Source organism: Pseudomonas sp. 05T35 (assembly GCF_056396605.1).
On the sequence record NZ_JBFTLU010000408.1, the window covers coordinates 1 to 7,212 of the forward strand.

The following is a 7,212-nucleotide window of genomic DNA, read 5'->3' on the forward strand; positions in this document are numbered from 1 at the left end:
CTACAGGGCAACGTCCTTCATCACTCGCACGCACAAAAAGCAGGACCTTTCCGATTTTTACGAAAGCTAAATACACAGCATATAAACAACAAGGCAGGCGACACGTTTTAAACATCGCTACAACACCGACAAACAGGGGCTTTGCGCACATAACGCAGCCGATAGCCCGCTGTAGGATTCCTACAGCAAGGTTTTATCCGCCACCAAAACGCATTGACAGTCGGTTTATATCCGGCAATTCTTGTACTCAACACAAACAAAAAACATGAGATTGCCAACCATGAGCCACTCCCCTTTCCCTCTCGTCGAGATCAGCGGCACCCCCTTCGACCGCGGCCTCCAATACGGTCAAGCGGTCAGTCAGCGCATTCACAAAAGCATCGAGATCTACTCTGTCCAGCTGCTGAAGATGGGTTACACCTGGGCCGACATCCGTGGCTTTGCCAATGAGTTCGTGCCCAGCATCGAAGCATTCGAGCCTGAGTACGCCCAGGAAATGCGCGGTATCGCCGAGGGTGCAGGCTGTGATTTCGAAGCTATCGTGCTGATCAACGCCCGCACCGAGATCATCCAGCTGGGCCGACGCAAGGCTCGCCTGCCAGATCCGGATGGCTGCACTGGCGCGGTGATTCTGCCGACGGCATCGGCCGCCAACGAAGTGATTCACGGACAAAACTGGGACTGGCGCGCGGAATGCGCCGAGAGCGCCATTGTGCTGAAAGTCCTGCGCGAAGACGGCCCGGATGTACTGACCTTCACCGAAGCCGGCGGCCTGGCCCGCAACGGCTTGAACTCGATCGGCACCGCGATTACCGCCAACTACCTGGAGTCCGAACGCGACTACACCCAGGTCGGCGTGCCACTGCCATTCATTCGACGCAAGGCGCTGGAGGCTGCGCATTTTGCGCTGTCGATCAAGGTGGTCGCCACCACGGCCAAATCCACCTCCAACAACATGATGCTCAGTCACGCTGGCGGCTATGCGATCAACTTTGAATGCGCCCCGGATGAAGTCTTCCCGATTCAGGCCGAACAGGGGTTGCTCGTACACGCCAACCATTGGCAGAGCCCGGTGGCATTGGGCAAGTTGCGTGAAGCCGGATTGAACAGCGTTCCGGAAAGCCTCTATCGCGACGTGCGTGTGCGGCAAATCCTCAGCGAAACGCCCGGGCAATTGACCGCCGAGCACCTGAAAAAAGCCTTCTTCGATGACTTCGGCACGCCGTGGGCGGTGTGTCGGCCACCACTTTCCAACATGGCCGGCAACAAGAACAATGACAATAAACAACTAACGGTTTGCGACGCCTGCCGGCTCTCACCGTCGCAAACCGCCTATGGAGAATCACTCCCGTGCATACATTCACTCGTATCGCCCTGACGCTAGGGTTCAGCAGTTTCGTTCTTGGCAGTCTCAGCGCCGAAGCCGCCAGCACTCTGCGGGTAGCCCTCAATGCGGATATCCGCAGCACCGACCCCGGCGTCAATCGCGACGAAAACACCGACGCGGTGATCCTGCACATTGTCGAAGGCCTGGTGGCTTACCGCGAAGACGCCTCGGTCGGCATGCTGCTGGCCAGCAAGGTCGAGGTGTCGGCCGATGGCCTCGAGTACCAATTCACCCTGCGTGACGGGGTGAGGTTTCATAACGGCGCCGCCCTCACGTCCGCCGACGTGCTGTGGACCTGGAAACGCTATCTTGACCCGCAAACCCAATGGCGCTGTCTTGCAGACTTCGATGGCCGCGGGGTGGCGAAAGTCGCCGACATCAGTGCGCCGGATCCGTTGACCGTGGTCTTCACGCTGGACAAACCCAATGGCTTGTTCCTCGCACAAATGGCCCGTTCCGATTGCGGCGGCACCGGCATCCTGCACCCTTCCTCTGTCGATGCGAACGGCAAGTGGCAAGCACCAATCGGCACCGGACCGTTCAAGCTCGTCGAATGGAAACCGGGGCAATACGTCGACCTGCAACGCTTTACCGACTACAGCGCCCGTCCGGAGACAGACACCGACGGCTACACCGGCAACAAGCAGGCGTTTATCGATAACCTGCGCTTCATGGTCATCCCTGATGCCGCTTCAGCCAAAGCCGCGTTGCAATCCAAAGGCGTCGATGTGCTGCCGGATGTCACGGTGATGGACGCCCACGAACTCGGCGCCTTGCCAGGTATCAAGACCTCCAGCAGCTCCAACATGTCGCTCAACGCGCTGTTGTTCCAGACCCGCGACCCACTGCTCAAGGACGTGCGCATTCGGCGTGCCATCGCGCTGTCGCTGGACAGCGAACAAATGGTCCAGGCACTCACCGAAGGCACGTCCCACGCCAACAACTCGGTGGTGCCAGACACCAGCCCCTACTACAAAACCGTTCAAAAACAGGGCTACAAAGCCAACATCGAAGAAGCCAGGCGCCTGCTCAAGGAAGCCGGTTACAACGGCCAGCCGCTGAAAATCATCACCAATAAACAACCAGCAACCCCGCAAGGTCTGGGACAACCCCCAGGCACAGGGCTGGATGCTTGAGTCCATGCGCGAAATCGTACCGGCCAAGCGTCAGGCCCTGTTCGATCAGTTGCACCAACAGATGCTCGCCGATGTGCCGATGGTGGTGATGTACAACGGCAGTACCGTCGGTGCCTTTCAGGATCGGGTCGAAGGTTACCGCTCCTGGCCCATCGCCAAACCGCGCCTGTGGGGCGTGAAACTGGCCGACTAGGAGATCGATCATGTTGCGATTTATCGCTCAACGCCTGGCACTGTCGGTGCCGACCTTGCTGCTGATTTCCGTGGTGGTGTTCGCGCTGATCCGCTTCATCCCCGGCGACCCGGCGCTGCTGATGCTCGGCGATATGGCCGACCCGCAAAGCCTGGCCAGCACCCGCGCAGCATTGGGGCTGGATCACTCGATCGGCGTGCAGTTCGTGTATTGGTTGCAGTCGGTGCTCAGTGGCGACCTCGGCGTGTCGATCACCAGCAAACAACCGGTGCTCGAGTTGATCCTCGACCGTTTCTCGGTCAGCGCCAACATCGTGCTGGTGGCGGTTCTGCTGGCGGCGTTGATTGCCGTTCCAGCAGGCCTGTTCGCGGCCTGGAAACAGGACAGCGCGCTGGACCTCGGGCTGGTCACCGGCGCAACCCCCCTGACGCTGGTGGAGTTGGGAGCCATTACCCGGATGGCCCGGGCCAGCACCATCGAGGTGCTGCGGCTGGAATACATCGCCCACGCCAGAGCCAAGGGCTTGTCGGAACGCGCGGTGCTGTGGCGCCACGCACTGCCGAATGCCTTTGCGCCGACCTGGACCTTGATCGGCCTGATCCTCGGCAATTTGCTGGGCGGCATCGCGGTGCTGGAAACGGTGTTCACCCTGCCTGGCATCGGTCGCTTGATGGTCGACGCCATCTACGCTCGCGACTACCCCGTGCTGCAAGGCTGCCTGCTGCTGATCACGTTCATCTACGTGGCGGTCAACCTGCTGGTCGACCTGCTCTACCCACTCTTCGACCCAAGGGTGAAATTATGACCGTCTCCCTGCTTCCCGTGAACGCTACGCCCGCGCGTCGCCCGTTGCGCTGGCCACCGGCAAACGCCTTGATCGGCGGCACGTTGCTGGTGTTGTTGATCAGCATGGCGCTGGTCGGTGTGTTCTGGACACCTTACGACCCGCTGAAAATCGATCTGCTGTCGCGCCTCAAGGCCCCCTCGGCGCTGCATTGGCTAGGCACCGACGAGTTTGGCCGTGACGTGCTCAGCCGCCTGATCATCGGTGCGCGCACCAGTTTGTGGATCAGCTTGCTGACGGTGTGCCTGGCGCTGTTTTTCGGCAGTGTAATCGGCATGCTCGCCGGTTACCTGCGGGGCTGGACCGATCGCCTGCTAATGATGATCAACGATGCATTGCTCGCGTTCCCTGGCATCCTGATGGCGTTGGGCTTGATGGCGATCATCGGGGCCAGCCAGTACGGCATCGTTCTGGCCTTGAGCATCGCCTACACGCCGTCGGTGGTTCGGGTGGTACGTGGCAGCGTGCTGTCGCTGCGAGAACGCGAGTTCATCGAGGCCTCACGGGTCATCGGCAACAGCGAGTTCTACACGTTGTATCGGCACATCGCCCCCAACTGTGTCGCGCCACTGTGCGTGCTCGCCACAAGCATGTTCGGCTGGACGCTGCTGTCGGAAAGCGCCTTGAGCTTCCTCGGCCTGGGTGTTCCGCCACCCGCAGCGACCTGGGGCAACATGCTCGCCGCCAGCCGCCCGTACATTGCCAATGCCACCTGGCTCGGCCTGTTCCCGGGGTTGTTCATCGCCCTGGCGCTGGTCGCCATCAACCTGTTCGGCGACGCCCTGCGCGACCGCCTCGACCCTCGAATGAGCCGTTGATCATGCCCAGTCAAAAACTGTTGCTTGAAGTCGACCACCTGCTGATCCGCGCTGGCGCCGAAGGCCCGTTGGCGGTCAACGACCTGAGTTTCACCGTCGCACCTGGCGAGATTGTCGCGCTGGTGGGCGAATCCGGGAGCGGCAAGACCATGGCCGCTCGCGCAGCGATTGGCCTGCTGCCACTGCCGATGGAAGTCTGTGGCGGTGCGATTCGCTTCGAAGGCCAGGACCTCAATCAGCTGAGCTGTGCGCAATTGCGTGATATCCGCGGTGCGCGAATCGGCATGGTGTTCCAGGAACCGATGGTTTCGCTCAACCCGGCCATCCGCATTGGCGAGCAAATGGCCGAAGGTCTGCGCCTGCACACCGACCTGGGCAAGGCACAGATTCGCCAACGCTGCGTGGACATGCTGACGCGTATCGGCATCACCGACCCCGAGCGCTGCCTGAGCGCCTATCCCCATGAGTTTTCCGGCGGCATGCGCCAGCGGATCATGCTCGCTTCGGTGATGCTGCTGCGCCCGGCGTTGCTGATTGCCGACGAACCCACCACCGCCCTCGACTGCCTGGCGCAACTGGACGTGATCGAGCTGATGCTGGAGCTGACCCGCGAGCAAGGCACGGCGATCCTGTTCATCAGCCACGACCTGTCGCTGGTGGCGCGTTRCGCCCACAAGGTGGTGGTCATGCGCCACGGTCAGGCCGTGGAGCAAGGTTCGATCAATCACATCCTGTTGGCACCGCAACACGCCTATACCCGCCAATTGCTCGAAGCGTTGCCCAAGCGCGGCGAACTGGCCGCGTTGCCAGCGACCGACAAACCGCTGGTGGAAATCACCGGTGTCAGCATCGAGCATCCGGGTCAGGCGCGGTTCTGGGGTCAATCGCAACCCAAGCGCGCCGTTCACAGTGCCAACCTGAGCATCGCACCCGGTGAAACCCTGGCATTGGTCGGCGGCAGTGGTTCGGGTAAAACCACACTGGGCCGCGCACTGGTGGGACTGGTCAAGCCCTGTGCCGGCGAGATTCGTTTCAAGGGCGTCGATATCCTCAAGGCCGGTCAGCGTGATCATCGGCTGCAATGCCAGATAATCTTTCAAGACCCCTACTCGTCCCTCGATCCGCGGATGCGCATTGGCGAAACCCTCGCCGAACCGTTGCGCCATCTGCCGGAGCTGAGCGAGGAGCAAAAACGTCAGCGTGTCGCCACCACGCTGGTGGATATCGGTTTGTCGGAAGCGTTCATGGAGCGCTTTCCCCATCAACTGTCGGGTGGACAACGCCAGCGGGTGGCCATCGGCCGAGCGCTGGTGCGGCACCCGCAACTGGTGATCGCCGACGAACCGATCTCGGCGCTGGACATGACCATCCAGAAACAGATCCTCGAACTGTTCGAGCGCTTGCAGGCGCAGTACGGCTTTGCCTGCCTGTTCATTTCCCATGACCTGGCGGCCGTCGAACGCATCGCCCATCGAGTGGCGGTCATGCACCAGGGCCATATCGTGGAAATCGGCAGTCGCGAAGCGGTCTTCGATAAGCCCTTGCATCCCTACACCCGCCAATTGCTGGCAGCGGCCAGTCCATTGGAACAACTGGCAAGCGGCGGTTACCGGCTGCGACCAAAACCCGAAAACCTGCAGCCCACGCCTTAGTCATTACTGACCTCACCTAGGGCGCTTTCAGACACCACTGAATGCGCCCATGGCGAAGCCATGCCCCCAAAAAAAACAACAAGCCCTCACAGGAGCCAACACCATGAACGCACGACTCATGCAGCACTTGACCTTGATCGGCGGCACCAGCCTGCTGCCGATGGCCGCCGAAGCGGAATTCCTCAAGGACAGCAAGGCCACGCTGGACTTGAAAAACTACTACTTCAACCGCGACTACCGCGAAGGTAATGGCCAGTCCAAGCGTGATGAATGGGCCCAGGGATTTCTGCTGAACCTGCAGTCGGGCTACACCGAAGGCACGGTCGGTTTTGGCCTGGACGCACTCGGCATGCTCGGACTGAAGCTCGACTCCAGCCCGGATCGCTCCGGCAGCGGTTTGTTGTCCCGAGAAAGCACAGCCGAACCGGGTAAACCGAGTTACGCCAGGCGTGCCCACGACAGCTATTCCAAGGTAGGCCTGACCGCCAAGGCCCGCGTTGCCAAGAGCGAGCTGCGTGTCGGCCATTTGCTGCCCGACCTGCCGCTGTTGCAACCGAACACCAGCCGAGTGTTGCCGCAGAGCTTCGAAGGCGCCCTGCTCAGCTCGAGCGACATCAAGGGCCTGACCTTACGCGGCGGKCAGATCGATCAGGTCAAACAGCGGGAATMGACCAACTACGAAAAGATGGGGCTGACCAGCCAGAACGGCGCTTACAAGAGCTCGGCAAAAAGCGATGAATTCCGTTTTGGCGGCGCTGATTACCGGTTCAACCCAACGCTGACGGGTAGCTATTACTACGCGCAGCTCGAGGACATTTATCAGCAGCACTATGTCGGTCTCAAGCACAGCCTGGCGCTGGGCGGCGGCACCCTGAAAAGCGATATCCGCTATTTCAGCGCCGACGCCGCCGGTGCAGGCCTGGCCGGCACCGTCGACAACCGCGCCTTGAGCACGCGCTTCATGTATGCGATTGCCGGACACTCCATCGGTGGTGGCTTCCAGCAGCAGTACGGTGAAACGCCGTTTGCGTATGTCGACGGCAGCAACACCTACCTGTTCACCGAATACCAACTGAGCAACTTTTCACAAACCAGGGAACGCGCCTGGCACGCCCGCTACGATTTTGACTTTGCTACCGTGGGCATTCCGGGGCTGTTGTTCTCCACGCGCTACGCCAAGGG

The 7,212-nt window shown here is 60.8% G+C and carries 5 protein-coding genes and 1 pseudogene; all 6 read left to right on the plus strand.

The features are described from left to right. Positions 1–280: 280 nt before the first annotated feature. The gene (locus AC1DH9_RS24005) at positions 281–1,378 is read left to right on the plus strand and encodes a C45 family autoproteolytic acyltransferase/hydolase (RefSeq protein ID WP_477808898.1); all 1,098 of its coding nucleotides are present in this window, start codon (positions 281–283) and stop codon (positions 1,376–1,378) included. Next, a pseudogene (locus AC1DH9_RS24010) lies at positions 1,351–2,716 on the plus strand (ABC transporter substrate-binding protein). Before AC1DH9_RS24005 ends, AC1DH9_RS24010 begins: the two are co-directional and overlap by 28 nt. A 10-nt stretch (positions 2,717–2,726) precedes the next feature. After that, the gene (locus tag AC1DH9_RS24015) at positions 2,727–3,521 is read left to right on the plus strand and encodes an ABC transporter permease (RefSeq protein WP_477808899.1); all 795 of its coding nucleotides are present in this window, start codon (positions 2,727–2,729) and stop codon (positions 3,519–3,521) included. Then, entirely contained in the window at positions 3,518–4,378 is an 861-nt protein-coding gene (locus AC1DH9_RS24020; protein WP_427539968.1) for an ABC transporter permease, read from the plus strand. Before AC1DH9_RS24015 ends, AC1DH9_RS24020 begins: the two co-directional genes overlap by 4 nt. 2 nt (positions 4,379–4,380) lie before the next feature. Beyond that, positions 4,381–6,030: a dipeptide ABC transporter ATP-binding protein gene (locus AC1DH9_RS24025; RefSeq protein WP_477808900.1), complete on the plus strand. Its 1,650-nt coding sequence runs from the start codon at positions 4,381–4,383 to the stop codon at positions 6,028–6,030. A 103-nt stretch (positions 6,031–6,133) separates the two neighbouring features. Then, a partial coding sequence (locus tag AC1DH9_RS24030) for an OprD family outer membrane porin (RefSeq protein ID WP_477808901.1) occupies positions 6,134–7,212 on the plus strand: 1,079 nt, incomplete at its 3' end.